The 26,987-nt window shown below is 45.3% G+C and carries 27 protein-coding genes; 11 read left to right on the top strand and 16 right to left on the bottom strand.

Annotated elements, in window-relative coordinates; all coding sequences use genetic code 11:
• Positions 1 to 2: 2 nt before the first annotated feature.
• Positions 3 to 1,070: a GGDEF domain-containing protein gene (locus JF50_RS20570; RefSeq protein WP_039611241.1), complete on the bottom strand. Its 1,068-nt coding sequence runs from the start codon at positions 1,068 to 1,070 to the stop codon at positions 3 to 5.
• 122 nt (positions 1,071 to 1,192) lie between these two features.
• Entirely contained in the window at positions 1,193 to 2,074 is an 882-nt protein-coding gene (locus JF50_RS20575) for a DMT family transporter (protein WP_039611242.1), read from the bottom strand.
• Positions 2,075 to 2,361: 287 nt separating this feature from the next.
• Between JF50_RS20575 and JF50_RS20580 the strand changes: the two genes are divergently transcribed.
• A complete protein-coding gene (locus JF50_RS20580) occupies positions 2,362 to 2,745 on the top strand; it encodes an MAPEG family protein (protein WP_039611243.1) in 384 nt (127 codons plus the stop codon).
• A 15-nt stretch (positions 2,746 to 2,760) separates the two neighbouring features.
• Here JF50_RS20580 and JF50_RS20585 read toward each other — a convergent pair whose 3' ends face one another.
• Positions 2,761 to 3,465 (bottom strand): pseudouridine synthase, encoded by a 705-nt coding sequence (locus tag JF50_RS20585; protein WP_039611294.1) that lies wholly within the window; start codon positions 3,463 to 3,465, stop codon positions 2,761 to 2,763.
• 115 nt (positions 3,466 to 3,580) lie between these two features.
• Between JF50_RS20585 and JF50_RS20590 the strand changes: the two genes are divergently transcribed.
• A complete protein-coding gene (locus tag JF50_RS20590) occupies positions 3,581 to 3,886 on the top strand; it encodes a DUF6482 family protein (protein ID WP_039611244.1) in 306 nt (101 codons plus the stop codon).
• Between the two features lie 233 nt (positions 3,887 to 4,119).
• Complete coding sequence (locus tag JF50_RS20595) at positions 4,120 to 4,857, top strand: hypothetical protein (RefSeq protein ID WP_039611245.1); 738 nt, start codon at positions 4,120 to 4,122, stop codon at positions 4,855 to 4,857.
• A 22-nt stretch (positions 4,858 to 4,879) separates the two neighbouring features.
• Here JF50_RS20595 and JF50_RS20600 read toward each other — a convergent pair whose 3' ends face one another.
• From JF50_RS20600 to lptM, 9 genes are all read right to left on the bottom strand, one after another.
• The gene (locus JF50_RS20600; RefSeq protein ID WP_039611246.1) at positions 4,880 to 6,019 is read right to left on the bottom strand and encodes a retropepsin-like aspartic protease; all 1,140 of its coding nucleotides are present in this window, start codon (positions 6,017 to 6,019) and stop codon (positions 4,880 to 4,882) included.
• 23 nt (positions 6,020 to 6,042) lie between these two features.
• On the bottom strand, positions 6,043 to 6,921 hold the full coding sequence (locus JF50_RS20605; RefSeq protein WP_039611247.1) for a dTDP-4-dehydrorhamnose reductase family protein: 879 nt from the start codon (positions 6,919 to 6,921) through the stop codon (positions 6,043 to 6,045).
• Between the two features lie 151 nt (positions 6,922 to 7,072).
• Positions 7,073 to 8,596, bottom strand: coding sequence for a peptide MFS transporter (locus tag JF50_RS20610; protein WP_052262602.1), 1,524 nt, complete (start codon positions 8,594 to 8,596; stop codon positions 7,073 to 7,075).
• A gap of 158 nt (positions 8,597 to 8,754) precedes the next feature.
• A complete protein-coding gene (locus JF50_RS20615; protein ID WP_039611248.1) occupies positions 8,755 to 9,459 on the bottom strand; it encodes an HAD-IA family hydrolase in 705 nt (234 codons plus the stop codon).
• A gap of 76 nt (positions 9,460 to 9,535) precedes the next feature.
• Complete coding sequence (locus JF50_RS20620) at positions 9,536 to 10,456, bottom strand: tyrosine recombinase XerC (RefSeq protein WP_039611249.1); 921 nt, start codon at positions 10,454 to 10,456, stop codon at positions 9,536 to 9,538.
• Positions 10,453 to 11,079 carry a DUF484 family protein gene (locus tag JF50_RS20625; RefSeq protein ID WP_039611250.1) on the bottom strand — a complete coding sequence of 209 codons (627 nt, stop codon included), beginning with the start codon at positions 11,077 to 11,079 and terminating at the stop codon, positions 10,453 to 10,455. The genes JF50_RS20620 and JF50_RS20625 overlap by 4 nt, the downstream gene beginning before the upstream one ends.
• The gene (gene dapF, locus JF50_RS20630) at positions 11,076 to 11,906 is read right to left on the bottom strand and encodes a diaminopimelate epimerase (RefSeq protein ID WP_039611251.1); all 831 of its coding nucleotides are present in this window, start codon (positions 11,904 to 11,906) and stop codon (positions 11,076 to 11,078) included. The genes JF50_RS20625 and dapF overlap by 4 nt, the downstream gene beginning before the upstream one ends.
• A 46-nt stretch (positions 11,907 to 11,952) precedes the next feature.
• Positions 11,953 to 13,209, bottom strand: a complete 1,257-nt coding sequence (lysA, locus tag JF50_RS20635; RefSeq protein WP_039611252.1) for a diaminopimelate decarboxylase — start codon at positions 13,207 to 13,209, stop codon at positions 11,953 to 11,955.
• Entirely contained in the window at positions 13,210 to 13,389 is a 180-nt protein-coding gene (gene lptM / locus JF50_RS27945) for an LPS translocon maturation chaperone LptM (protein WP_039611253.1), read from the bottom strand.
• 132 nt (positions 13,390 to 13,521) lie between these two features.
• On the opposite strand from lptM, the gene cyaY reads away from it, so the two are divergent.
• The 7 genes from cyaY to add all read left to right on the top strand — a co-directional run bounded on the left by cyaY (position 13,522) and on the right by add (position 20,422).
• The gene (gene cyaY, locus JF50_RS20645) at positions 13,522 to 13,842 is read left to right on the top strand and encodes an iron donor protein CyaY (RefSeq protein WP_039611254.1); all 321 of its coding nucleotides are present in this window, start codon (positions 13,522 to 13,524) and stop codon (positions 13,840 to 13,842) included.
• A complete protein-coding gene (locus JF50_RS20650) occupies positions 13,842 to 14,495 on the top strand; it encodes an alpha/beta hydrolase (protein WP_039611255.1) in 654 nt (217 codons plus the stop codon). Before cyaY ends, JF50_RS20650 begins: the two co-directional genes overlap by 1 nt.
• Before the next feature lie 16 nt (positions 14,496 to 14,511).
• A complete protein-coding gene (locus tag JF50_RS26425) occupies positions 14,512 to 15,357 on the top strand; it encodes a DUF2914 domain-containing protein (RefSeq protein WP_052262604.1) in 846 nt (281 codons plus the stop codon).
• An 18-nt stretch (positions 15,358 to 15,375) separates the two neighbouring features.
• Positions 15,376 to 16,314: a hydroxymethylbilane synthase gene (gene hemC / locus JF50_RS20660; protein WP_039611256.1), complete on the top strand. Its 939-nt coding sequence runs from the start codon at positions 15,376 to 15,378 to the stop codon at positions 16,312 to 16,314.
• A 1-nt stretch (position 16,315) separates the two neighbouring features.
• Positions 16,316 to 18,139, top strand: coding sequence for a uroporphyrinogen-III synthase (locus JF50_RS20665; protein WP_039611257.1), 1,824 nt, complete (start codon positions 16,316 to 16,318; stop codon positions 18,137 to 18,139).
• A complete protein-coding gene (locus tag JF50_RS20670; protein ID WP_039611258.1) occupies positions 18,136 to 19,260 on the top strand; it encodes a heme biosynthesis HemY N-terminal domain-containing protein in 1,125 nt (374 codons plus the stop codon). Before JF50_RS20665 ends, JF50_RS20670 begins: the two co-directional genes overlap by 4 nt.
• A gap of 166 nt (positions 19,261 to 19,426) precedes the next feature.
• The gene (add, locus tag JF50_RS20675) at positions 19,427 to 20,422 is read left to right on the top strand and encodes an adenosine deaminase (RefSeq protein WP_039611259.1); all 996 of its coding nucleotides are present in this window, start codon (positions 19,427 to 19,429) and stop codon (positions 20,420 to 20,422) included.
• A 13-nt stretch (positions 20,423 to 20,435) separates the two neighbouring features.
• On the opposite strand, the gene JF50_RS20680 is transcribed toward add, so the two are convergent.
• The 3 genes from JF50_RS20680 to ubiD form a co-directional block, all read right to left on the bottom strand.
• Positions 20,436 to 20,846 (bottom strand): CBS domain-containing protein, encoded by a 411-nt coding sequence (locus JF50_RS20680; RefSeq protein ID WP_039611260.1) that lies wholly within the window; start codon positions 20,844 to 20,846, stop codon positions 20,436 to 20,438.
• Positions 20,847 to 20,975: 129 nt separating this feature from the next.
• Positions 20,976 to 21,689, bottom strand: coding sequence for an NAD(P)H-flavin reductase (fre, locus tag JF50_RS20685; protein ID WP_039611261.1), 714 nt, complete (start codon positions 21,687 to 21,689; stop codon positions 20,976 to 20,978).
• 145 nt (positions 21,690 to 21,834) lie between these two features.
• A complete protein-coding gene (gene ubiD / locus JF50_RS20690) occupies positions 21,835 to 23,307 on the bottom strand; it encodes a 4-hydroxy-3-polyprenylbenzoate decarboxylase (RefSeq protein WP_039611262.1) in 1,473 nt (490 codons plus the stop codon).
• A 288-nt stretch (positions 23,308 to 23,595) separates the two neighbouring features.
• On the opposite strand from ubiD, the gene JF50_RS20695 reads away from it, so the two are divergent.
• Positions 23,596 to 26,211 (top strand): GGDEF and EAL domain-containing protein, encoded by a 2,616-nt coding sequence (locus JF50_RS20695; RefSeq protein WP_080760317.1) that lies wholly within the window; start codon positions 23,596 to 23,598, stop codon positions 26,209 to 26,211.
• Here the strand turns inward: JF50_RS20695 and JF50_RS20700 are convergent.
• Positions 26,196 to 26,972, bottom strand: a complete 777-nt coding sequence (locus JF50_RS20700; protein WP_039611263.1) for a sel1 repeat family protein — start codon at positions 26,970 to 26,972, stop codon at positions 26,196 to 26,198. The two genes, JF50_RS20695 and JF50_RS20700, sit on opposite strands and share 16 nt — an antisense overlap.
• Between the last annotated feature and the right edge of the window lie 15 nt (positions 26,973 to 26,987).

Below are 26,987 nucleotides of genomic sequence, written 5' to 3' on the forward strand. Positions count from 1 at the left end.
CGTCAGGTACTTTGCACTGTTTTTGACGGGGCGCTAGTCGTTCGATTACGCCCTTGTGTTTTACTTATATACAAGGCATCGTCAGCCAGTTTTATGGCCATCCGAAAAGGCAGTGCGGGATGCCATTGGGCGATACCAAAACTCATGGTCACTTGCAGCGCATCGGCATTGAAAGTATGCGTTTCAATTTCGCGGCGTAGGCTTTCAATTCGCGCTTGTGCGGTCTCCAAATCACAATTGACAAACACCAATAAAAACTCTTCGCCCCCCCACCGAACGGCAATATCAGAGTGCAGTGTGTGGTGTTTTATTTTCAGTGCCACTTCGATTAATACATCATCACCGATGTCATGGCCATATTTATCATTGATGCCCTTAAAATGGTCAATGTCCGCCATCACAATGGTGAGCTGCTGCGATGTATTGACGCAATTTTCTTGTGCGTTTTTGATGAGCTCCTTGGCATAGCGGCGATTAAACAGGCTCGTTAACGGATCTTTGGCTGCGAGTTGTGCCAGTTGATAACGGTTAGAAAAGGTGACCTCACGAATATGACCAATGGTATATATGCTCGGTAGTGCACAGATCAAGACATTGATGAAGTGGATGTAGGGCGCGAGATGACTCAATACAAAGCTGTCTTGAACGCTGCCAAAAAGCTCAAATAAAGCGGCAAAGGTGAGGATGAGCAATAGCGCTAATGCTGACGCAATTTTTAACTTGAGTTGGTAGTCGAGTAAGATGAGACTCGCGATGGTCCATAGATAATATTGAAAGCCATAGCCCATGCCAAGCACTGCACATACGAATATGGAATGGAGCGTGACTTCAACACAAAACAGTCTCAGGGCAAGGTGGCTTTTGTGCTCATATAGAAGCATGATGCCCACTGCCCAAGCGATCACACTGCCAACATTGACCATCGCCAATATGGTAATGTCACAATACCAAAACAACACCAATAATAGGCAATGCAGCCCTAAGCAATAATATGCCAGCTGTTTGAAGAGCCTATTTTTAACTTGTTCTACGGTGTCAGGTTGACTGAAATAATGTTGACGTGTTGCCACACCAACTCCAAGAATATGTGATGATTACTTCAGTATAGAAGATGGATCTCAAGCTGAACACTTGTCCCTAAGGGACAAGGTTCAAGCAGATCCCATATGGTAAAGTCGTGTGTGATGGTTGCTTAAAATACATCACCCCACATGACCATGACGGCGGCTATCGCGATTAAACTAAGTCCAAGCGTATCGCGTTTTTTAGGAGGAGATTTAAGCCAAAAAGCAGCGATCAGGAGTGTAAAGAAGACTTCAATTTGCCCCAGTGTTTTGACATAAGCAACATGCTGGAGACTCATGGCACTGAACCAGCCAATTGAGCCGATACAGCTGGTGGTGCTGATCAACAGTACCAAGGGCAAATGCGACTTGAGTGTTCCCCAAGCTTGAGGTGTTTTGATACTGATATAAAGACTTAAAATGAGTGTTTGACAGCCCAGTACGTATAACAATACCCACCCCGCACTGTGCGGAAAGGGCAACCCTGAAGCAAGTGCGGCCTCTCTCACCCAAAGTGAGGTTAAGGCAAAACAGGTGCCGCATAGTAAGCCGATGGCGGCCGTTTTTAGATTAAACTGCTTCAAACTGAAACCGCTCAGTAGTAGAACTGCCACTGCACCGATTAAAACGCCCATCCAGCCAAAAGGCGTTAAGGTGGAACCGAAGAATAACATACCTAAGATCGCAGCCATTAACGCTTCACTTTTTGCTAAGCCCGCACCGGTTGTAAAGTTCTTTTGTTTGAACAGCACCACCATCAGGGCGGTTGCAGTGATTTGCATGAGGCTGGCTGCGAGTACATAAGCACCTAAAGTGAATGAGGGCTGTATAGCCGGTGCGGGCTCAAATGCATAGAGCAGATAGACATAGAGTGCGGCGATAGGAGTGGCAAATAGGAACCTTGCCAAGGTGACCACACTGACGCTGGCATGATTGCTGAGTTGGCTTTGCAAGGCATTGCGCCACGCTTGACTGAATGCTGCTAAACACGTAAATAAAATCCACCCCATAGATCACCTTCATTGATTATTTGTTATTTAAATTACTATGTTAGCGCTTGTATCCATAATGAATTTTTGTGATGGCGAGTATTTCAAAGCGTGACTAGACACGAGTGCGACAATCTGTCGCAGTGTCAGCGGGGGGTAAGTTATCTATACTGTGATGGATGTTACTCATAAAGCCACAGCTATGTATTTGAGTGGCTTTATTTTCCTCAATTATGGCAATTTCTTTTGTTTTATATTTAGATAAAATGCGATTAAATAGCACTCAGGTTGAATTTCAAGGAGTGACTATGAATGTAATTATCATGTGTGCATTAATTGCCGTGTTCCTGCCGTACTTGGCCAAAGTCCCTATCATCATCGCTGCCAATAAAGTGGGTGGCTATGACAACAAACAGCCGCGCGCACAGCAGAGTCAGTTGTCCGGGCTTGGTGCTCGTGCCGTTGCCGCCCATTATAATTGTTTTGAGTCTTTAATTGTTTTTGGTATCGCGGTGGCGATTGTGCTTTCAACAGGAACAATAAACATGACAATACAGGGGTTAGCCATCGCGCACATCATTGCACGATGTGTATATTGTGTTTGCTACTGGTGTGATTTGGATTTATTGCGCTCTATCAGTTGGACTGTGGGCGTATTGTGTCCAATCGCAATGATTGTGATGTGCCTCTAAAAATGGCGGATTAAGTTATAGGGTTAATGTATCGATATCTATCTGGCAGTAATCCCCTTCAGGTAAGGTATTAGGGTCTAGTGTGATATTGGCAATGCGGGTGCGATATAAATCGACGACGCGGCGATTACAGTGTTTCGCCATTTTCCTGATCTGTCGATTTAACCCCTGTTTGAGGATGATAATAAAGGTGTTTGGGCCTATTTTTTTAACTGAACATGGTAATGTTAATTGTCCATCTACGGGGACCCCCTGAGACATTGCAAGACAAAATGCCTCGTCAATTTCTTTATCAACGGTGACTCGGTATTCTTTCTCTTGATGTTGGTCTGGGTGGATCAATGCATGACATAGTTCACCGTCATTGGTCAGTAAGAGCAACCCGCGACTATCTTTATCTAACCGACCTATTGGATAAACCCGAGTAGTGTATGGTAAATAATGCACCAAACTGGCGGGATCATCCGTATTCAATTTACAGTCAATACCAACGGGTTTGTGATAGATATATAAGCGTTTAGGTGCAAGTCCCGCTATCCTTTTGCCTTCTACCCAAATGTCATCTTGTTCAGTGACATGGTCAATATGATTTGCGGGTCGCCCGTTTACCTGTACCAGTCCTTGCTCAATGAGTCTTGAAGCTTGTCGCCTTGAGCAAATACCACAGTGACTGAGGTATTTTGCCAAACGCATAGGTGGGTGAGATATCGGTTCGCTCATCAGTGACATCGAGTTATAAAAATAGGGCTGGCATGATAACAAAAATAGGACCCGTTGTGCGCAATAAACTATACACCGTCGTGGCCCGTATAACACAATTTTTGGAGGTGAAAAAATGAAAATTACGTTAGCGGCGCTGGGCGACAAAGCAACCATAGATAAATTTGTCGTAAATTCCCTCGATCAGGCATTGTATCAACTGACAGTCTGTCTTGGAGACACTGAATATGTGGTGGTTGATGAGCGCGGTGAGACCCTAAGAGCACATAACCCGCTGGCGTTGCAAAAGCGAGTTCAGCATTTACCTTATCAAAAAATGACACTACGTCAGCAAAGCGCATATGACGAAATGATAGGGCAGCCACTGCGTGAGGGCAGCAACCAACTTGAAGTACCATTTGGCGACAACAAGCTATATTAGATTAAATGTTGACACAATGTGTTACTTTTTACTCTTTGTGACCTAAGTACTGTTTAATTAATTAAAATTTTAAAATTGTGCATCTTTCTTTAAAGTGATGACAAATATGGGTTTTATGATTTTTGAAGAGAACGTACCCTTGTATAAAAAAATTTATTACCAAAGTTTTTTCACACTTTATTAAAACAATCATATATATTGGAGTTACACTTAATACAACTTGGGTTAACTTGGTGTTACTTGTTGTGGAGATCAATCAATTACAAAGGCGTTTGAGCCATTGTGGTGATCTCGTTCGAGTAGGTGGACCACACGAACGTGGTCATTTGATCCCCGCTCGTGCGATTTCAAAAACTAAGACATTATTATCTTTGGGCGTGAATGATAACTGGCGCTTCGATAAAGCATTTCAGGAGTTAAACCCTGAGTGCCAAGTTGTTGCGGTAGATCATAACCTCAGTTTATCGTCAGTACTGAGTGAAGCATTGAGCAGTAGCGTTAAGCTGTTACGTAGTGCTTTGTTGGGTAAAATAAAACAAAGCAAACGACATGCACAAACGCTGCTCAATCAGGTTTTACTGTACATCTTTTACAACAGCAGCAACCGTTTACTGCGCCGCCGTGTGAGTAACCAAACCAATGAAGTCGATATTAGTTTAGAAACCTTAATTGCAGTTTATGGCACGATTGATGACAACGCGACGATGTTAAATGTCACTATGTCTTGCCAGCAATGCCACTTGCTAGAAGACATCATTGCGTTAGAGAGTATGCTGAGTGTCGTTACTATTGAACTGACACCTTTACCAACCAATATGAATGAGGTTGAGGGGTTGATAAACCAGCTGTCTAACTGCTTTGATATTGTTAATGTCTCTAGTAATGGCGTTGATGTTGACCAAGTGTCTTCTGTGGGCTGTTTGGAAGCGCCCCTAGAATTGACCTTTATGAACAAAAGACTCTCGCGCTGATCAATATGTGCTAAACGAAATCCTATCTAGGTTTTAATATTAGCTCAGCCTTTTGTTGATCGATTTCAAAATCGAAATGCCGTAAAAAATTCATACCCAGTAAACCTGGCCCATAATGGCTTTGCTCCATCACTCCAAATTCAAATGGGGTTCTTTGCTTTGTGCCAATTTGAATGCCTGTGCTTTGGTAAAATGGCACTTCTGTAATGCCATTGGCAGTACTGACGCGTCGAGAGTTTATATAGCTTACATCATAAGCCAGTTGCTCAAACTGCGCTGCTGTAAGAGCCGTTACGCTGGCGCCAGTATCTATCATTAGCGCAATGTCTTGACCCGCTATTTTTGCTTTTAAAACATAATGCTCTCCTTGGCGAACAAGGGGAATTCTCTCTACCTGTTGGGTGGTGTTATCCAAGGCTTTTTTGAGTGGTGCAATGGCTTGATGCTGACGTTGCTGCTCACTGAGTTGTGAGAGTAATAATTCTGCTTCTAAAGCATTGTTAAGTGCTAAGTGTGCTTCGACCATGGCGGCAATAATAGGGATGCTACTGGGCTGCTCACTAAGCCATATCTGCCCCTGAGCAATGGTTTCATGCCAGTTGTTTTGTTTTTTGAGGTGCGCTAACTGCTGTGTAATTAAGTTGGTGATGATGTCTTGTAACTGCGTGTATTCGGGGTAAAGGTGTAGCAGCTTGATATAGCGATCAATGGCTTCATTGTATTCGCCTTGTGCAAAATAGACATCAGCTTCTAATTGCAGGGCCGAAAAGTCGGTTGGTGAAATAGATAAAACACGCTGCACGAATAATAAGATGTCAGCTAATTGTTGGGTATTTTGGTGTGCTAACTTACCTCTGAGTTGTTCTAGCCAACGATACACCTGTTCAAGGTGTTGGAGTGGATGGTCGGTATCGCTCCACTCATTAACTGCGCTTAAAATATTGCCTTGTTTGAAGTCGCGTATGGCGTCAGCGAGCGGTTCGTGTGACTGCAGGGTATCTGCATGCGGCTCAACCGCTATTGCTGGTATATCCACGCTTGCGGTTTGCTGTACAGGCTGGGCATTGAAAAGGCGCTGTAAAATTGAATGAGGACGCTGCCATTCGAAATAGACATTAAGCGTTAAAGAGCACACCAGTAATAGCCAAGTTAAGTACCGCATCGCTGTGTGCTCCTTTAATGATTTTATAAAGTGTGCTTGCTCAGCACATTGGCAATGGCTGTGGCAAAGTCTCTATGATGCGCAATGCCCATGGCATTGAGTCGGGTATCTTTAAGCGCACAGTTATAGGGTCTTGCAGCTGTCTGTGATGGCTCTGGCAAAGCAACTAGGTCTTGAGTATCTAGGTTGAGTGCTTTAGCGATATGTACAGCCATCTCATATTTCGACATTGACTGGTTGTCTGAGATGTGAAATATCCCTGCTTGCTTTTCCGGTAATTGGGCAAACAAATCGTTTAGGGTGAGTGCAATATCTTCTACATGAGTGGGGTAGCGTATAGCCCAGTGGTCGTGTTCACTGTGTGGATTATTTAACACATGTTCAGCAATGATGGTCACCGCAGACTCTGCTAGGTATTCCACATCGCCATATAATACCGGAACTCGCACGACGGTATGCTGTGGGCTTACCGCTAAAACGGCTTGCTCTGCTTGTACTTTACTTTCGCCATAAAAATTGACTGGCGAGGTTACTGCATTTTCGATATAAGGTGCAGATTTGCCATCGAACACATAATCAGTACTCACCAATACAAATTGGATATCCCTGTCTTTACACAGTTGAGCGAGAAACTCAGCTGCTTGGACATTCAAAGCAATGGTTGCTTGGTGATCATTTTCACATATATCTGGTTTGCGCTCAGCGGCTGCGTGAACCAATATGTTGGGTCGATGAGTATCTAAAAATGCGGTGATAGCCGCCTGGTCATGCAAATCTAATTGCTCAATGGGGGGAGCCGCTCGACTGAACCCTGTGCCAATGACGGTATTTGATTGGGATAATACTTTTACCAAAGCGCGTCCGAGTAGTCCCGTTGCACCTGTAACGACAATTTTATTCATTGTTTTCTCATCTTTTTTATCACATAAGTATCTTAACGCTAGGATTGCATGTAAAGAAGCGAAAATGCGGTGAAATAAATGAGAAAAATAGATACGTAGCTAGAGAGGGATACGACACCTTATCTAAGATGCCGTATCTGGCTGGAACAAATTAAGTCGATTGTTGCTGTGTTTGGCCTTCCCAAATTTTCGCTCTGAAGCTGAATAGTAAAATCAGAATACCGACACCAATACCAAATAAACTGATCTGTAGGTAAAGATTTGGGATTTGATCCACTTGCTCTGGGTCAAAGTTACCCGCTAACAACCCAGAAATGATATTACCGATAGAGTAAGTCAGTACAAATATCCCCATCATTTGTCCTGCAAAACGTTTTGGTGACAACTTACTTACCGCGCTCAGCGCCACTGGACTTAGGCATAACTCGCCAACGGTATGCAAGAAATAAGTTGTAATAAGCCACATTGGTGCGACTTTTAAGCCTTGTGCTGCGTACTGAGAGGCAAAGAACATCACAATAAAGCCTGTTGCCATGATGATGAGGCCAACCGCGCATTTAAGGCTGTATGAGGGGGTGATCATACGTTTGGCAAGGTTGATCCAAAGTGCGGCAAAGAAGGGCGATAAAATAATGATGAAGAATGAGTTAGAAGATTGGAACCATGCAGTCGGGACGGTAAAGCCTGCGATCACTCGGTCAGTATAATCTTGCGCGAATAGGTTTAAAGAGGAGCCCGCCTGTTCAAAACCAGACCAAAAGCACGCCGATGCCACACAGACTAAAAACAGTGCCCACAGCTTTTTCTTTTCACCTTCATCAAGGTCACCTGCAAAATAGATGTAGCCATAATAGCCCAGAAAAATCACGGTAAAGGCAACTGCCACATATTGTGCAAGCGTGACCGGCTCAATCACGATTATGCCTGCATAAGTCATGGCTACAATCGCCGTGGTCGCTGCCAGCACGGCACCGATTGCAAACCATGCATTCTTGCTGCCTGCAGGCGTTAACGGGTGGCTCGGTTTGTCACCAACCCCTGCAATGTTGCCAAGCGTCAAACGATATTGAACAAGGCCAATGGCCATACCCACCGCCGCTGCACCAAATGCCCAGTGCCAGCCAACATTTTCCATAAAGTAGCCGCATACCATGTAGCCAATCACCGAGCCGATGTTAATACCCATGTAGTATATGGCATAGCCACTGTCACGGCGCACATCTTCACTGCTGTATAATTGGCCGACCATCGCACTGATATTGGGTTTTAATAACCCAGTACCCATTGCCACTAATATCAGGCCGATGAAAAAGGTACTTTGTGCGGGAATTGCGAGGACAATATGCCCGAGCATAATGATGATACCACCGTACCAGACGGTGCGTTGTCCACCGAGTAGGCGGTCTGCTATCCAACCACCTGGCAGGCCTAGGAAATAAACCGCGCCAGTATATAGGCCATAAATGGCGGTTGCGGTGGCAACGGTGAAGGCTAGGCCCTCTTCTTGCAGGCTGGCGGTCATAAATAAGACCAGCAGTGCGCGCATGCCGTAATAGCTCATACGCTCCCACATTTCAGTGAAAAACAGGGTTGAAAGGCCTTGTGGATGACCAAAAAATCCCGTGTCTAGCTTGTTGTCTGGTGACTCGGCAGAAGCTGCTTCGTGAGATGACATAATGACTTCCGATTTTATGTTGTTATAGTTGAAAGCCAATATTAGTACGTTATCTGTACTGTGAATGCAACTTTAGCAGACTAATGGCGAATTGACAGCGCTCAGTATTATTGCCATTTACGTCATACATCGCTTGGCTGAGCGCGTCATCTTTGAGGTTAATAAAGTGCCTTAAGCTGGTGGATATCAGAGATTTCGATGTCTGCGAGTCCTTGATATTGGTAGGTTATCCCTTGATTATTTAGCCATACGCTATGGCATCCGGCATGATTCGCACCTTGAACATCTGTATCTAAGCTGTCTCCGATGTGTAAGATCTGGTTGGGTTGTATTTTCAAATCTCGACAGGCGCGTTTAAATAGCGCATCACTGGGCTTTGCTTCACCATCTGGGCCCGCTAAGTAAACACGTGAAAATACTCCGGCCAAGTTAAATTTATCGACGTCAACATTGCCATTGGTGATGGCAATTAACGTGTATTTTTTCGCTAAATTATCCAATAGAGTCAACACTGAATCTGCAACTGTGATTTGGCTTCGGGCATCGGAAAATGCTTGGTAGGCAAGGTGTGTATGTCGTGTAATTTCTTCTTTTGCTAAGCCTAATTGCGACAAGCCATACTCTAGCGCGACTTTCCTCCACTGAGTGACATCACTTTGTAAGTGAGGCTGTATCTTACTTACATGGCGTCTACAGACTAGCCAATAGTCGCTATTTTGAGCCGCCCACTGTGGGATAGACTGTAAATAGGTTTGCATGGCATTGATGGCATTAAGAATAATGGGGTGGTTATTATAGAGCGTGTCGTCTAAGTCAAAACTTAAAACTTGAATGGGTGAAATTGATCGATTAAATCGCATAATACACAGTGAAGTAGGGCAACAATTTTTCTATTGTATGCGAAAAGCATGAGGTGAGTGAAGTCTGTAAAATACAGTGTTAAGACTTCTTTTGCTTAGCTCTTGGGTGCGCCTGATCGTACACCTTGGAAAGGTGCTGAAAGTCTACATGCGTGTATACCTGGGTTGCAGATAAGCTGCTGTGGCCAAGCATTTCTTGGATACCGCGCAAATCACCACTGGATTCCAATAAGTGACTGGCAAAGGAGTGGCGCAGTTTGTGAGGATGTACATTGGCACTGATCCCTTGTTTTATACCCCATTCTTTCATTCTTGCTCTGACATGACGGACAGAAATACGCGATCTACGGCTGCTAACAAACATAGCAAGCTCTTCTTCATGCGCATACATTGGGCGCAGTGTTAACCATGCAGCAATGGCTTCACGGGCTTTGCTCCCCACTGGCACGACACGTTCTTTGTTACCTTTACCTATGACCCGAATTTCGCCTTCGCGAATATCGTATAAATTGGTGTTAACCAGTTCACTGATCCGCAGCCCACTTGAATACATCAGTTCCATCATCGCTTTATCACGCACAGCCAAAGCATCTTCATCGTCAATATCGAGTAATTGCATCATCTGGTCGACGTCAAGGTTTTTTGGCAGGGGCTTTTGGAACTTGGGACCTTTTTGGGTTGCAGCTGGGTCGTGTAAACCATGGGAGTCTTGATGCTTGGTTTTTAAAAACTTATACAGGCTGCGAATGCAGCTGAGTTTGAGATTAATACTCCTTGGGTTGTATTGTTGCGAACGCAGTTGCATTGAAAAACGTCGGATCAGGTCACTGCTGACTGAGGACCAATTTTGACAATGTGGTGCAAAAAACTCTGCAGCTAGGAGCAACTGGGTTTGATATTGCTTCAAGGTGTGAGCAGAATACTGCTTTTCGTAGCGCAAGTAGGCCATAAACTCATCAATTGGGTTTTGCCATTGTGCGCTGAGCGATGTCTCGCTCATGCTAATTCCTTCAGTCTAATTTGCAGCGAAGAGACCAACTCATTGACGAACAGGTTGCCATTATCAGGTGAAAAGTGATCGGCACATTCACTGGCAAAAGCTAAAATTGCAGTGGGTTTATCGCTCGGTCCAAGTAAGTACAAAGCAACTGAATTGCAGGCAAATCCACTGAATAGGAGTGTTTGCTCTTGTAAGTCTAATCGCCCTAAGTAACGAGACAATTTATTGAGTCGTCTGCTCACCAGCTCTTCAAGAGTATTGTCGTAAGGGATGAGCTGGCAGACAGATATTTTCGGAGATTGAGATAATGTATCAGCGAGAATGTCGGCGAGTTCTTGAAAGTTATTGCAGTACCACAATGCGCGTTGACAATCACTGAACAATTTAAAGATCAGCTCATTTTCTCTAGCCGAGTCCACCATTGCGGCTATTTGCTTTTTGAGTTTGGCATTTTCTTCACGTAATACACGCTGCTGCATGAGTGCAAGGTTAGGTGCACCCTGATGCTGTACATGCAGATTCATATCCAGCAACAAGTAAGGGTGTTCCAGCATAAAGCCCGGATTTTTTTGTAAATAATCCATGACTTCTTGAGCTGTTAAAGGATGCGACTTATTACTCATATAGCGACCTGTCCATCAAAAACATGTTCAGCGGGGCCTGTCATTTTGACTGGTTTATTTCCGCCGTTCCAGCGTATTTGTAATGTCCCCCCAGGCAAATCAACACGTACAGTATCGGCCAGTTTACCCTGGGCAATACCGACTGCAACGGCACCACAAGCACCACTGCCACATGCTAAAGTTTCGTTTGCACCGCGCTCCCACACTCTCAGCTTTACATGCTCGCGATTGATGATCTGCATAAAACCCACATTGGTGCGTTTTGGAAAGCGTTCATGGTGCTCAATGAGCGGACCTAGGGTCTCGACGTCGGCGGTGCTTATATCATCAACCTCGATGATACAGTGTGGGTTACCCATGGAGACTGCGCCACAAAAAATGGTGTGCTCTTGTGCCCTAAGTACATAGGTAAGTTCACTCTGCTGGGCTTTAAATGGAATATCCTGAGGCGCAAACTGGGGGGTGCCCATATTGACCGTCACTTGGCCGTCTTTTTCTGTATAAAGCGTAATATCTCCGCCTTTGGTGGAAACGTTGACTTTGTGCTTGTTGGTTAGTCCTTTCATTCTGATAAAGCGAGCAAAGCAGCGTGCACCATTGCCACATTGCTCCACTTCGGTGCCATCGGCATTAAAAATACGGTAGTGAAAATCAAGATCGGGAGAGTAAGGAGGCTCTACGAGTAATAATTGATCGAACCCAATCCCAAAATGTCTATCTGCGAGCTTTTTAATTTGATCGCGTGACAAAAAAACGTTTTGTGTGACGTTATCAATCACCACAAAGTCGTTTCCTAAGCCATGCATTTTTGAAAAATTTACAAACATATTATTTTACTATTTAGCCGCTCAATGCGATGCACTATCGCTTTTATTATTCTGAAAGTAAGGCTTCGCCCTGCCATAGCGATTCAAGTGATTCTCTGGCACGTATCACTTGAGCGCGATCACCATCAACCATGATCTCAGCGACCCTAGGGCGCGAGTTATAGTTAGAGCTCATGGTAAAACCATAAGCACCTGCGCTGCGTTGAGCAAGTAAATCACCAGGTAAAATGGCCAAGGTTCGATCTTTACCAATAAAGTCGCCTGTTTCACAGACTGGCCCGACAACATCATAAGCATGTTCTGGTGTGCCATCATTACGTGGGCTGACAGCAATGATCTCTTGCCATGCTTGGTATAATGATGGGCGCAACATATCATTCATACCTGCATCAACAATGGCAAAGTGCTTATCCGCTGTTGGCTTTAAGTATTCTACTTTGGTGACTAGCAGGCCAGCATTGGCCGCAATAGCACGCCCAGGCTCAAAAATTAATTCCAATTCACTATGCGACTCAAGTCGTGCAATTACCTGAGCTGCGTATGCGCTTGGGTGAGGTGGTTTTTCACCATCGTAAGGTACACCAAGTCCCCCGCCAATATCGAGGTGGTGTAGGGTGATCCCAGCTGATTTTAAGGTGTCGACCAAGTCTAATACTTTATCCAATGCAGCTAAAAAGGGCTCAACTTCAGTGAGTTGCGAACCGATATGAAAATCAACCCCCACCACTTGAATACCCGGTAGGGCACAAGCTAATTGATAAACGTCAAATGCCTGTTTGATATCGATACCAAACTTATTTTCTTTCAACCCCGTTGAAATATAGGGGTGTGTTTTTGCATCAATATCTGGGTTTACACGAATAGATACTGGCGCTTGTACGTTCATTTGCGTGGCAATATCAGAGATACGCTCTAGCTCTGCCTTAGATTCGACATTAAAGCACTTGATATTTTGCTCAAGCGCGTAAATGATTTCTTGTTGTGTTTTCGCTACCCCAGAAAACACCACTTTTTTAGCATCACCACCTGCTTTTAATACACGTGCTAACTCTCCCTGAGAGACGATATCAAAGCCCGCGCCCATTTTTGCCAAGACATTGAGTACAGCAAGGTTGCTATTCGCTTTAACAGCGTAGCAAACTAAGTGTTTGTGACTGGCGGCAGCGTCAGTAAATGCGCGATAGTGGCGCTCTAGCGTTTTACGAGAGTATACATAGCAAGGTGTACCATATTGAGCCGCGATATCTTTGATAGCGACTTGTTCTGCGTACAATTCATTATTTTGATACTGGAAAAAGTCCATTTACTTATCCTTTTCGTCAGTTTTTTTCGTTTCTTGCGAGGATGGTTGCGTGGTGGAGGCGCGATTTTTATCTGCGTCTTCAGGTAAATACAGTGGACCACGTTGCCCGCAAGCTGTTAACGTTAAGGTGCTAGTCAATGCTAGGGCAAGTAAGCTAAATTGAGTGTATGTCGCTTTCATTAGATTAATGATGTCAGTGCCTTTATAATCGCAGAGTAACAGAATTCGCGAAAAAAGCAGCTTTTGCGGTTGAAATTTATTCCCTGTATCGGGAAAGCTGGTTGTCGCTTAGCCGTATTTAAGGAGTTCGTCATGACAGATAACGAGTATCATCAGTTAGCCGAAGCGTTAATGTTAACAATTGAAGAGCAGATCGACGATTGTGATGCTGATTTAGATTATGAATCTGCTTCCGGTATTTTAGAGATCATTTTTGCTGATAGTTCTAAGATTATTATCAATAAGCAAGCACCACTGCATCAAGTATGGGTAGCAACCAAATTTAATGGCCATCACTTTGAATTACGTGATGATAAATGGATAGATAACCGTTCTGGCTCCGAGTTTTGGCAGTTTATGGCCGACGCGGCAACACGTCAGGCGGGTCAAAAAATAGAGTGGCAACACGACTGATGTTAGAATTTGTAGAATATGCTGCTAAAGCGCAGCACAAAGCAACAGTGATTTGGTTACATGGATTAGGCGACTCCGGTAACGGTTTTTTACCGATTGCGCCAGAGTTAGACTTGCCTGATTCACTGGGTGTGCGTTTTATTTTCCCACATGCACCGATACAGCCTGTGACAGTAAATGGCGGTATGGAAATGCGTGCTTGGTATGACATTAAAAGTATGGATCTTGAAAACCGTGCTGATGAAGTTGGTGTACGCGAGTCGGCGGCAGCCGTTTCTGCGCTTATTGAACAAGAAATGGCAGCAGGGATCCCGGCAGATAAAATTATCCTAGCAGGCTTTTCACAAGGTGGCGTGATCAGTCTTCATTTGGCTCCGCGTTTATCACATACATTGGCTGGCGTGATGGCATTGTCTACGTATATGTGCGCACCACAAAAGCTAAGTGCAGAAGCCACCCAACCGGCATTAAATATTTTTATGGCGCACGGCAGTCACGACCCAGTTGTACCGATGCAAGCGGGGCGCACTGCACACGATGCGCTGGTTGAGCAAGGGTATGAGGTCAGCTGGCAAGACTACCCAATGGAGCACCAAGTGTGCATCGAAGAGCTTAAAGCGATCCGAGCGTGGCTAATCGCACGCTTGTCATAGTGAACAGGACATACATATGACTCAACGTATAGTGATCAAAACCAAAATGACAGAGGCTAAATCTCAGCCTCATCGCATTGAAACCGTCGGGTATCAATATCATTGGCGGCGTATTATCAGCGCGGTGTGTGTGGCAAGTTTTGGTGTGACTGCGTTGTCATATGGTGTGTTTACGTCTGTTTATGCTGATGAAGCACAGACACCAATGAGTGCGCCGGTAAGCGCAGTGGCCATGCCATCGTCTGACATGATTGAGTCAGCATCTATGGCAGAGGGGAGTGTGCAGAGCACGCATATCGAGGATTCAGCACCATCGGCAGATGCGTTGACAGTACAAGCTGAAAAAGCGGTAGAGGTAACTAACGAGACTGTAGGGCAGGAAAAGTCTGCACCTACCGTTGTGCTTGAAGAACAAATACCGACTGAACCGAGAATGACAGCCCCACAAAATGCGCTGCCAGTACAAACACAATTTGCCGCTGATGCACAAGTGGCCAGTGTTGCGCTCAATGCCAAGGTAGATACCAGTCATATCAGCCGAGCCGTATTGACCTCTGGCATTGAAAATCGAGAGCCAATCAACGTGCTTAAGCACTTAGTTGAACCCAGCAGATTTCAAGAAAAACTCTATTTCTTTACCGAGATCAAAGGACTTCAAGGCGAAGTGGTGCAACATTTGTGGTTTCATCAAGACCAATTGATGGCAGACATTACTTTGCCAGTCAGCACGCCGAGATACCGCACTTACTCGAGCAAGAATATTATGCCGAGTCAAACCGGAGAATGGCGCGTTGAAGTGATCACCCAGGGTGGACAGCTGTTGGCACAAAAATCATTTCGAATTTTAGCGAAGGCTCCCTAGGAGCCGACAAGGCAAAACATGACAGATACAAAAAATACTGTGCGCATTGCGACACGTAAAAGCGCACTGGCACTTTGGCAAGCAGAATACGTTAAAGCGCGACTAGAGCACTTTCACCCTGGACTTGTAGTGGAATTGGTGCCGATGTCGACCAAAGGTGATAAAATTTTGGATACGCCCTTGGCTAAAATTGGTGGTAAAGGCTTGTTTGTAAAAGAACTTGAACAAGCCATGTTAGAAGGCCGCGCAGACATTGCCGTGCACTCAATGAAAGATGTGCCCGTAGATTTCCCAGAGGGGTTAGAACTGCACACCATTTGTGAGCGTGAAGATCCACGTGACGCTTTCGTGTCTAATCAATACAAGCACATAAGTGAATTGCCAGCAGGTGCCGTGGTGGGCACTTCCAGTTTACGTCGCCAGTGTCAGATCCGCGAAGCACGCCCTGATCTAGTCATTAAGGATTTGCGTGGCAATGTAAACACGCGCTTGGCTAAATTAGACGCGGGTGAATATGATGCAATCATATTGGCTGCTGCGGGTCTGATCCGCTTGGAAATGCCAGAGCGCATTGCAAGCTTTGTCTCAGTCGAAGAGTCATTGCCTGCCAATGGACAAGGTGCGGTTGGCATTGAATGTCGCAGCAATGATACGCGCATTCAAGGGTTGCTAGCGCCTTTGGAGCACGCCGAAACGAGAGCGCGTGTTCTTTCAGAAAGAGCGATGAATCGACGCCTCGAAGGGGGTTGTCAGGTGCCTATCGGCGCGTATGCTGAACTACAACAAGACCAGTTATACTTGCGCGGCTTAGTGGGCGCTGTGGATGGAAGTCAAATTCTGCGTGCAGAGCTCACCGGTGATATTGCCAATGCTGAAGCACTGGGTATCGAACTTGCTGAAGCACTTTTAGCGCAAGGTGCGGACAGTATTTTAGCGGAAGTGTATAGAGACGCTTAATGTGAAGTTTGCCATCACTCGGCCGCAAGGAAAGGGAGAGGCGCTTGCCACTGAGTTGGCAAAATCTCATCTATCAGCACTGTGTACACCAGTGCTGAAGCTCTGTTCAGTTCAAGCATCACCTCAACAATTACTCAGCGCCTGTGACGCTGATATCCTCATTTTTATTTCGCAAGATGCGGTGCTTAATTTTGCGTTGCAATTACAAGCGGATAGCTTGTCATTATCCTCTACTTGCCAAATATTTGCAGTTGGCACACAAACAGCTGATGCGGTGAGCGAGTATTTATCTCGCCGGGCCAAAGTACCCAAACGGCAAGATTCTGAGGGGCTAGTGGCGCTTGCAGAACTCGAAGAGATACAAGATTTAAGTGTGGTGATCATCAAAGGCCGAGGTGGTCGCACGCATATTGCAAAAACCCTAAAAGCCCGAGGCGCGCGACTAAGTACTTGTAATGTCTATGAACGAATTGCAGAACAAAGTAGCTCGGATGACTGGTTAGACCTCTGGCGGGCATCTAAAATTGACGGTATAGTGGTCACCAGTAACGCAGCGGTTGATGCGATTTTCAACACGCAACAAGCAGCCAATCAAGCTTGGTTGCAAACATGTATGTTTGTGGTTGTCAGTGAGCGGACAGCGCAACATCTTAAAATTCAGTATAAAATAACCGATACACAGATCGTGGTGAGTTCAGGTGCGAGCAATGATGCCTTGGCTCAGACGATTGGTGCTTTAATTTCCCAACAGGGCAATGCAATGACGGAAAAACAGCAAGAAACGCCGGCTTCAATCCCAACGAATGAGCCGCAGCAGGTGGAAACCCAGGCGAATAACAATACGGCTAAATTGAGCAAAACAGCGGTACTTGCTTTATTGGTCGCCTTGGCGGGAGTGGGCGCTGCTGGGGGAGTCTACGTATATAATCAGCAACAAATAACACAGCAAAGTGGACAGATAGCGCAGCTAAGCGCGCAGAATTCGCAATTACTGTCGCAGTTGCAGACGGCTCAATCGACATTGAACGGCTTACAAAATCAGTGGCAAGCTCAGCAAAAGTCGATGACTTCGCAATTGCAACAACAGCAGCAACAAGTGCAGAAAACATTGCAACAAACCCTGTCACAAGCACGCCAGCAGGTCGGTGGTGCGGTCAGCTCTGAATTGCGTGCATTGGCCCGCTATGCTGAGTTTAAAGCGGCCAGTGAGCGAGATTATTTAGGTGCTGTTATGGTATTGAAACGCTTAGATGGCGCGCTCTCAGAAGAACCTGCAACAGATGCTTTAAAGCTTGCCATTAATCAAGATATTGCGATGCTTCGCGCCTTGCCAAAACCCAGTACTGAAGCGGTATATATGGCACTGGCGGGCTTGATTTCTCAGGTGGATAAATTACCACTTAAAACCATTGATAAACCCAAAGAGCGCGCAGTTGAAAGTGCCGAACTCAGCCGTGATATCAGTGACTGGCAAGCCAACATTATTCGTAGTTGGCAAAAAATTAAGGCGGACTTTTTAACCATCCGTCAGCATGATAGACCTGTGATTGATCCGCTGTTAGATGCACAAGAGCAACAATTGATCCGAGCCCAGCTACGCAGTTATTTACAGCAAGCACAAACCGCATTTTTAGACCAGCAAGCGAGTATTTTTGACCAAGCTTTATCGGGCGCGATAGCGACTTTGAACCGCTACTACCGAACAAATGAGTCAGCGAGCAATATGGTGATGGAGCAATTACAGGTGTTGCAACGAACAGAACATCCAGTGGCTCAATCTCCTCAGTTGGCGACACCCACAGCACTGAAGGAGTGGTTACAATGATACGCTGGTTATTGGTGGCCATACTGTTTTTCATTGTGATGGCTGGTGCACATATGTTGATCGATGAAAAGGGCTACGTCTTAGTATCGGCGGGTGTGTATACCATAGAGAGCACATTGGTTTCCTTAGTATTCATGCTGTGTTTGGCGCTCGCTATTGGCGCGATTATCTTAAAAATAGGTAAAGCCATATGGCGTGTGGTTGTTGGCGTTTCTAAGCGCCGCAGCAAAAAGCGTAATGCGCGTCAGGAAGCGGCGCTGGAGCAGAGCATGTGGGCGTTGATCAATGGTCAAGAAGACAGTTTGAGTTACGCCCTGCAAAAAGCCGAGTTTCCCGAGAAGTGGCGTGATATGCAATGTGCAATCCAAGCGAAAGCGGCACTGTATGCCGGGAAAAAAGTGGTGGCCAGGGAGTATTTGCAACAACTGAGTGAACCGGCGCAAAGTAAGGTTAGTCAATTGTGGCTGGCAGCAGAGCAAGAGGGACAAGCGCTGGAGAGTTTGGCGCCCCAAGCACAGATGAAAAAAGCCACCCCGACGCAACTGCATGCGTATGTGAGTGCGCTGCTGCAAGCGAAAGATTGGGATACCTTACAGTCGACAATTATACAGCGCCATAAGCAGCTACACTGGAGTGAATCGCAGTGGGATGGTTTCTTTACTGATTATTTTTCTGCCATTGCACAGCACACAGATAAAGATCTTCAAGCCTTGCAGGGGTCATTGCCGCGTGGGCTTAGGGCAATGAGTTATCCTGCATTTATGGCAGTGTGTGTACGAACAGGTCAATTAGCGCCAGTGCGTAAAGAGTTGGTCAAACTTTTGAAAAAAGACCAAATTAGCGAGCTTGCTGAGATTTTACAGCACCTAGATGGTGCGGATATCGAATTGCGCAAACTGGTACAAAGTAAATTGAAAAAACAGCCAGAGCAAAGCGATTTACTGTTTTGCTTAGCATGCTTAGCCAATGGTGAGGGAGATCATAGCCTGGCTGCAAAAATTTTCGATACGCTATCGAGTGAACCGTGGCAAACGTTATGGCAGTATCAGGCACAGAGGGCATTTGCCAAAACAGGGCAGTATGAAAAGGCCTATTTACTGTTGAGCGACCAGTATCACTAATTCAAAGCCAGCTATCACGCTGGCTTTTTTGTATCTCAATACTTATCTGTACGTGGACAATTAATTCTAAGAGGTCTGTTTAGTTTGTTTTTGCGGATAATTGTCCTTGTATCTAAACTTAAGATGCGTATGATCTGAAAAATTTTATCTGCAAACCGAGTGCCTTATGATCAATACCAAACTACCTTTACTTGATTTACACCGCCACTTAGACGGTAATGTGCGTGCTGAAACAATTTTAGACCTCGGTCAAAAATTTAACATGCCGTTGCCAGCACAGGATGTTGAAGGCCTGAGGCCGCATGTGCAAGTACTCGATAACGCACCAAACTTGATGGCATTTTTAGCCAAATTAGATTGGGGTGTGAAGGTGCTGGGTGATTATGACGCATGTCGTCGTATTGCAGTTGAGAATGTTGAAGATGCCATCGCGCAAAATATGGATTACACAGAACTTCGTTTCAGTCCATATTACATGGCAAAAACACATAATTTACATCCGCAAGGTGTGGTAGAAGCGGTTGTGGATGGCATAAAGTCAGCCAGTGCCGAGCGTGATATCAAAGTGAATTTAATCGGTATTATGTCACGTACGTTTGGTGTCGAAAAATGTCAGTACGAGCTAGATGCATTGTTGGCATTTAAAAATGACTTGGTTGCGATTGATTTGGCGGGTGACGAAATCGGTTTCCCTGGTGAGTTATTCATTGATCACTTTAGGCAAGTTCGCGATGCCTACCTTGGCGCGACGATTCATGCGGGTGAAGCAAAAGGCGCAAGCAGTATTTGGCAGGCCATTCAAGAGCTCGGTGCCACACGTATCGGTCATGGTGTAAAGGCCATTGAAGACCCTAAGCTCATGGACTATTTACGTGACAACCGCATTGGTATTGAGTCTTGCTTAACCAGTAACCTACAAACCAGCACAGTTGCAAGCATTGAAACACACCCACTCAAGCAGTTCTTAGATCATGGTATATTGGCGACCATCAATACCGATGACCCAGCTGTGCAAGGTATAGAGCTTGATAATGAGTTTGAAAAAGCGGCGCCATTAGCTGGCTTGAGCGCATCAGACATCATTAAAGCACAACACAATGCCATCGAAATCGCATTTTTGAGTGATGCGGACAAGCAAGCGCTTATGAACAAATACGCCTAATTCATTAAGCTGCTCAGTGCGCTGAGCAGCTCAAATAATTCTCTTTCAATGCCGCGATGACCTGACTACGCGTCACGATGGCAACCACTTTTTCATCTTCTAGGACTGGGTAAATCTTGGGTTTGTTTTGCTGCATTTGAGTGGCTAAATCTACCACTGTGGTTGCCTTAGTGACTGATAGCGTCTCTGTACTCATTAATTCGGCAACTTGACTACTCCCATCACAGAAATAACTACTTTGAAGAAGCGGGGCAAGTAACTGCTGCTCAGAAATAAAGCCGACGAGATGGCCTTCGCTGTCTTGCACTGGGGCACCAAATAAACCAAATTGTTGTAATTGTGCAATCGCATCCGTAATGTCAGTATCCGGTGTGATTTTTGGAAATTGCGCCGACATGATGTCAGAGATAAATTGTTTTGCCATGATAGCTCTCCTGTTGAGTGATAGAGCTAGTATGGGCGATGGGTAATCATTTTTAAAATTGATTATTTATATTATATTGATAGGTTTTATAGATTGAATGCGCGGTTTGGTCACCGCGCATAGGGTGCATTATTTGATAAATGCAAAGGCATCCGCGAACATAAAGTCGCGCTGTGCACCGTGATTGATAAAGTCATCACGTACAATACCAATCATGTCAAAACGTCCTGCCATATAAACACTGTATGGTTCTAATGATACGATGTCTTTCATCACGGCTTGGTGTACATAGCCAGTATGACCTGTCCAAGTGTCAGATGCGTTTTCGACAACAGGAATGAATTGGAAGTGCGTTTTGCTGTTAGCCCACGCTTCCATTTCAGCTTTCGCGTAGAGTGCAGATTCTTCTTTCACACCCCAGTAGAATAAAACCGGTTGGTCGTAGTCAATTTCAGCTAGATAATCGGCCATTGATTTAACATAAGAAAAGCCAGTTCCGCCCGCGAGCAATACTAAAGGTCTTGAGTGTTCAGGGCGAACTTGTGAGATACCCAATCCCACTTCAAGATCAACTTCAACATTATTGCTGTGCGCTTCTCTCAAATGATCAAGTGCCTGCATTGCATAAGAGTCAGCACCAGATGCACCGATATGCAGCTCAAGTTCTTGTTTTCTAGAAGGGCTGCTGGCAATAGAGAAAGCACGTTTATCTTTCTCGCCAAGTACGAGTTGTAAATAGTGACCCGCAGAAAATTCTGCATCATGTTGTGGCTTTAGTAGCACTTTATGAACAAATTCAGTGAGAGGAGAAATGGCCTCTACACGCGCTTTTAGTATTTGCATTTCAAACCTTAATAATTAAGCACCTTGGCGAAAGTATGCGCACTGTAACATATTTGGTTGTCGATTTGATATATCGTCCACCGCGATTGTTTACCCAACTTGTAAACATGTGCAGGTAATCAGTGCGCATCGTATGACACCGTGTTTACTTCTTCATGATCCCCAAGCTATCCCAGATCTCATCGACTTTACGTTTGACTTCATCATCCATGACGATAGGCACACCCCATTCACGGTCGGTTTCACCTGGCCATTTATTGGTTGCGTCCATCCCCATTTTTGACCCGAGTCCAGATACCGGTGATGCAAAGTCTAAGTAATCGATTGGGGTGCTTTCGATCATGGTGGTGTCTCTGGCAGGGTCCATACGGGTGGTAATTGCCCAGATAACATCATTCCAGTCGCGCGCATTGACATCATCATCACAGACAATGACAAATTTTGTGTACATAAATTGACGTAAGAAAGACCATACCCCCATCATTACGCGTTTAGCGTGACCCGGATATTGCTTTTTCATTGTCACGACCGCCATGCGATATGAACAGCCTTCTGGTGGCAAATAGAAGTCAACAATTTCAGGGAATTGCTTTTGCAAAATGGGTACAAATACTTCGTTTAGTGCCACACCTAAAATTGCAGGTTCATCAGGTGGACGGCCTGTATAAGTGCTGTGATAAATCGGGTTTTCACGATGCGTGATATGCGTAACAGTCATCACAGGGAAATCATCGACTTCGTTGTAATAACCGGTGTGATCACCATATGGGCCTTCAGGTGCGGTTTCACCTTGCTCAATGTAGCCTTCTAGTACAATTTCTGCACTGGCTGGAACTTGTAAATCATTAGAGACAGATTTAACGACTTCGGTTTTGCTGCCTCGCAGTAAGCCCGCAAATGCGTACTCGCTGAGCGTATCTGGCACTGGTGTCACGGCCCCTAAAATCGTGGCTGGATCTGCACCGAGCGCGACCGACACTGGGTAAGGCTCGCCAGGGTGCTCTTTACACCACTCTTGGAAATCCAGTGCACCACCGCGGTGGGATAGCCAACGCATGATGATCTTGTTTTTACCCAGTAATTGCTGGCGATAAATACCTAAGTTTTGGCGCTTTTTGTGCGGACCTTTTGTGACGGTTAAGCCCCAAGTGATGAGAGGAGCTGCATCACCAGGCCAGCAATGCTGGATTGGTAATTTAGTGAGGTCGACTTGATCGCCCGACAGCACAACTTGTTGGCATGGTGCTTTTCTCACTTCTTTTGCAGGCATGTTCAGCACTTGCTTAAAGACAGGGATCTGGCCAATGGCTTCTTTGATGCCTTTTGGCGGCTCAGGCTCTTTTAAAAATGCCAGTAATTTGCCAACTTCACGTAATTCGTTGACATCCGTTTGTCCCATCCCCATAGCAACGCGCTTTGGCGTGCCGAAGAGATTCGCTAACACAGGGATATCAAACCCTTCGGGGTTTTCAAATAAAATAGCGGGCCCGCCAGCTCGCAATGTACGGTCGGCGATCTCTGTCATCTCTAATTTTGTCGAAATGGGTTGGCTGACGCGCACGAGTTCACCTTGCTTTTCAAGCAACTCGATAAACTCTCTTAAGTCTTTATATTTCATTTTTGCCTTTTACGCAGTGAGTACGCTTATTGGTAAGTGGAGTATATCAATTCCCAACAACACAGCACATAGTCAAACGGTTCAACAGCCATAATTGAGACATGTCATAATGTAACTATGCGCATACGTTTACGATGCGAAGAGAATGGTTAAATTGGGTACGAATTAAGTAAGTATTTGGTTTAACACTGATCATATTTTTGTCTATGTTATGCACTCTTAGGTTTCATTGCCCTAGTCTATAGGCTATATTCTGTCAGAGTCGACGGAGTATTGGGTGGAGGCGGCTTGAAGACAATAACAAAAATAGCGCAGCGTTTACTCTTTGCGTGTATTGGGCTGCATGCCACACAATCTCTCGCACAAACATTGCCAACAGAAGTGTTTGATAATCATAGTGCAGTCATGCTGTTAATCGAGCCTGACAGCGGAAAAATCGTACGGGCCAATCAAGCTGCGGCTGATTTTTATGGTTATAACAAAACGCAGCTCGAAGCCTTATATATCCAAGAAATTAATCAGTTCTCACCTCAGCAAGTGGAAAAAGAGCGGCTCTCTGCGCTCAATGAAGGACGAAATTATTTTATCTTTCAACATCGTTTAGCGAGCGGTGAAAATCGAACCGTGTCTGTGTATTCCTCTCCTTTTATGGCTAGCAATGGTGAAGCCCTGTTGTTCTCAGTGATACAAGATATCAGTGCAAGACGCCAGCTAGAGCATGCATTGTGGCACTACCAGAGTAATCTTGAGCAGCAAGTCGCTCAGCAAACACGGGAAATTAAGCATGGCAGCACAGTGCAAGTCTTTTTACTCAGCAGTGTCATTGGCATTTTTGTCGGTACGACCGTGATATTAGGCTGGGGGTTTCTCCGATTACGAAAAACCAAAAAGCGCTCTGAATTTCATCGTGCCAGACTCAATGCCATTTTTGACGCCATTGGTGACTATCTTATTTTTACTGATGTAAATGATAAGGTACTGTCTGCCAATCGTGCGGCATATCAAGACTTAGGTGAATTGGATAACAAACCGATAGGGGATGTGTTATCCAAGTGTGTGTGCCTTGAGCAGCTCCAGTTTGAGCCCAAAGAATGTCAGATCACGACCAATTTTGGCACATTGGATGTAGAGATAAGCAAAACAGATGTATTGGATCACAATGGGGGGCTGTATGGGCATATCTTCTTGCTCCAAAATATCACCCAGCGTCTGGCGGATGAGAAAGAACAGCGTTTAGCCAGCACCGTCTTCTCAACGACGAGTGAAGGGGTATTGGTTTCTGACAAAGATAATTGTATTCAGATGGTCAATCGTGCCTTCACCGATATTACCGGATTCAGCGGGCCCGAAGTGATGGGGAAAACACCTGCAATCTTTAATTCCGGGCGTCATGACACCGCCTACTTTACCCAGTTATATGATGCGTTAAGTACGCGAGGTCACTGGGAAGGAGAAATTTGGAATAAGCGCAAAAATGGAGAGGTGTACCCTAGTTGGTTGCAAGTCTCTGCGGTATTTGATCAGCATGGTGATATAGATATGTATGTTGCTTTGTTTAATGACATCACATCACGCAAGCGCAATGAGCAATTGATGTGGCAGCAGGCTAATTTTGATAATTTAACGGATCTTGCCAATCGCCATCACTATCATGCCAAGTTTGATATTGCCTTGGCACAAGCGCAACGTAAACAATCACGAGTGGCTGTGTGTTTCATTGACCTTGATCGATTTAAAGCAGTAAATGACACGCTAGGCCATCATATTGGCGATTTACTGTTGATAGAGGCGGCAAACCGGATCCGAGAGTGTACACGAAATTCAGACACTGTAGCGCGCTTGGGTGGCGATGAGTTTGCCTTGTTATTGCCCGATATGGATATGATCAGTGATATGGAAAAGTTAGCGGAAAAGATTCTGACTGCACTGAGTGCGCCGTTTCATCTTGAAGGTCATGAGGCATATGTCTCAGGCAGTATGGGGATCACCTTTTACCCTGATGATGGTGAGGATCGCAAAGTATTATTGCGTAACGCAGATAGTGCGATGTATAAAGCAAAAGAAAGCGGTCGTAATTGCTATCAGTTTTTTACTACCGCAATGCACGAGCACGCCAAAGCACGCAGTCAGCTTGAAGGGGCCCTGCACCGTGCATTGGCGAATCAAGAGTTGCGAGTGGTCTATCAGCCTATTGTGGGTGAGCAAAAGCTGGGATGTGAAGCGTTATTGCGCTGGCATAATGACACATTGGGCGAGGTATCTCCCGTTGATTTTATCCCCATCAGTGAAGAGTTGGGGCTGATTATTTCAATGGGCGAGTGGGTGCTATATCAGGCTTGTGCACAAGCTCGCGCATGGCTGACGAAGACCCAACGGCCATTCTTTGTCTCGGTCAATGTGTCTAGTATACAATTTAAGCGTCAAAATGTGGTTGCTTTGGTGGCAAAAGTACTTAAGGACACAGGGTTACCAGCGGAGTGCTTGACGCTTGAGATCACCGAAACTGTATTAGCTGACAATTCAGACGATATCGAAAGACAACTAGAGCAACTGCGAGCGATGGGTGTTGGGTTGGCAATAGATGACTTTGGAACGGGGTATTCATCACTGGGTTATTTGAAACGCTTTCCGCTTTCTAAACTTAAGATTGACCGTGCGTTTATCAAAGATTTACCCGATGATGAAGAAGATAAAACGCTGATTAGCGCGATTATTTCGATGGCCAGCAAGCTGAAGCTGACAGTCATAGCTGAAGGGGTAGAAACCGAGGCGCAATTAAGTTTGTTGCAAGAGCTTGGCTGTGACTTTACCCAAGGGTATTTGCATGCCAAGCCCTGCAGTGCCGATGAATTTGAAGTATTCTTAAGACAATATTACGATGCACCGACTCATTCGCAGATTTGATGCATCATACACAGTGACGCAAGCGCTTCTTTGGCTTTGACGTTACCTTGTTCATGGGCGGCTTTGAGCAATTCAAAACCGCGTTGTAAATCTTGCTCTCCACCTTCTGCTGCGATCAGCATGGTCGCTAAGTTATACATACCCCATTGATCTTTATTTTTTGTCGCGATCTCAAACTCAGCCCTTGCCGCGACTAAATCACCTCGTTGATAAAAGCCAATACCTTGGCTATTGGCTGCAGAGAATACCGCGCGTTGATGTTTCGGAAAGTGCGGCAGTGCACGCTGTTTGACAATACCGCCCATGACATAAATGTCATTTGGACGATAGGCTGCGTAGATTGCGCCACTTTGGTAGTAGGGCATGATTTGTGCTCTGGGGATATGCCAAGGTTCTGCCTGAAAGTAATCATCGACCATTAAGTTATCAAGCTGAATAGCACGCTTTGCATCACGCTTTCGCGAGTAAGTATAACGGCCCTGCTTGAGGGTTAATTGGGTATCATTGACGGCAATGACTTGAGCGATACGAAATTGTGGTTGATAGACTCTGTCCGTTTGCATCCTGCCAATATCAACCATGATCACATCATCCACTTTAGGAGTTTCTAACCAAGCATGCTGCAATTGTTGAGTGCGTTGGTGTTGCACAATCCAATGGGCACACACACCAATGAGGATAAACGCGATCGCAATGGCTTTGTAGCGACTCAGTAATTCCGAAATGATGTCATGAGAACGAAAAATTGCGTTTTTGATCATCGCCAGCTCCGTGGG

Origin of the sequence: Pseudoalteromonas luteoviolacea (assembly GCF_000814765.1) — a bacterium.
Taxonomy (GTDB): Bacteria; Pseudomonadota; Gammaproteobacteria; order Enterobacterales; family Alteromonadaceae; genus Pseudoalteromonas; species Pseudoalteromonas luteoviolacea_H.